Source organism: Candidatus Cloacimonadota bacterium (assembly GCA_011372345.1).
Classification (GTDB): Bacteria; Cloacimonadota; Cloacimonadia; order Cloacimonadales; family TCS61; genus DRTC01.
Genome location: DRTC01000155.1, coordinates 1 through 1604, shown reverse-complemented (window position 1 = coordinate 1604; position 1604 = coordinate 1). Strand labels below are relative to the sequence as shown.

Here is a 1604-nt window from a genome sequence, read left to right as displayed (position 1 = left end):
TTAATGTTATAAACTGATAATTCAACATTTGTTTGGTCAGGAAGATAATAACTGATTTTGGTATTCGATTGAAAAGGATTTGGATAAGTCGAGATGGAAATAACATCGAGTTCGATATCTCCAGGATCTACTTGAGTAGGCTCTGCAAAAGACAACGGATAATAATAACTGACAAAATCTTTATTTTGCCCATTATTAAAATGATAGGAAAGAATGCGTCCGCGATCACCGAAATTTATATCTTCGGGAACAGTGAAACCTGCCTGGAATTCTCCCTCATCAAAAAAAGTAACACCAAAATAGAAGAAATATCCATTCTTTGTATAATCAACTTCATAGAATTGTTCATTCAGACTGTTTTCATAATGAATGTCATATTCGGATTCATAAATAAGAGTATGAGCAGTTCCGGATGTAATTCCATTGCCGGATTGAACTGAAAATTCAACAAAATCTCCAGCAAATAAAGTATCCGGATTTCCTGTAATTGTGATCGAACTATCTGATTCCGGAGGATTGATGAACATTAACGGATCTCCCAAAATATTGTATAGTCTGCTGTTCGAGTAACTTGCTCCGGAATTTAATTTCGCATCGAGAAGTGCAGTTCCTAAATTCATTCTTTCGTTGATAATATTCACAAAAAAACTTCTGAATAAAGTATTATTATCATTTCCACCGCAAGATCCTGTCGCAGAAATCGAAGCAATCGAGCCACCGTTTTCATAAAATAGTAATTGTTCTGCCATACAATCATATTCCGGATCAGAATAATGACCGACATCTCCTGATGCGGTAGTGAATAAGAAAAGATTTTCAGGATTATTGAGCAGAGATAGATGTTCTGCGGTTTTAAAATAATTTTCATCGCCCAAAACAAACTCGCATCCGTGCCCGATATAATGCCAGATAAATCTACCTTCATTGAGTTTATCCAATAAATCATCGGTTGCATCCGGTTTGAAACCGTATTGATCAAATTCATATTCGATTCCTAAAACTTTATCGACATAAACTGCATTACTAATGACTTCACCTGTTTCCTGAGCTTGCCAGGTATGATTCAAACCTGTAGCTCCGCCGGTTCCTTCCAAGTGACCACTTTTATGTTCATCATCTGCTAAAATAAGCATTTTATCTCTCCACCAGCCTAAAGTCGGTTCTTCGATGTATTGGAACATCCGCTCGGTGTATAATTCCAATTGTTCCACATTTTGAGCAGGAATTCTTCCGATTGGAATTTCGGGATAAGGATCATCATCCAGATTTACAAATCCATCGTCCGTAACATAATTTCCTGTATCATAAACCATAATGCGATTTTTATCGATATCCAGTTCCCATAGATTTGTTCCGCTTCCAATTAATAAAACAGAATTTTCCGACCAGGTTTCAGGATCAGGAAAACAGGATTGGATATATTCCTTTATCCCTTCCAGGGATTCTCCAAATTGATTAAAAATATCCTGCTGATCTATAATATTTCTTTCGATCCCGAAATGGTTTTGGTAAAAATCTGCGATTTGATTTGCCTGCGGGATAAATTCTGCAGGTGCAATAATCAAATGGTCGACTGCAAATAAAGAATTTACAAGGATCAAGGG

1 protein-coding gene is annotated in these 1604 nt (G+C 36.4%); it reads right to left on the bottom strand.

All coding sequences use genetic code 11. From position 1 onward, the window contains the following. Positions 1–1601 (bottom strand): hypothetical protein (locus ENL20_02955; GenBank protein ID HHE37515.1); only part of this gene is annotated, 1601 nt, incomplete at its 3' end. Between the last annotated feature and the right edge of the window lie 3 nt (positions 1602–1604).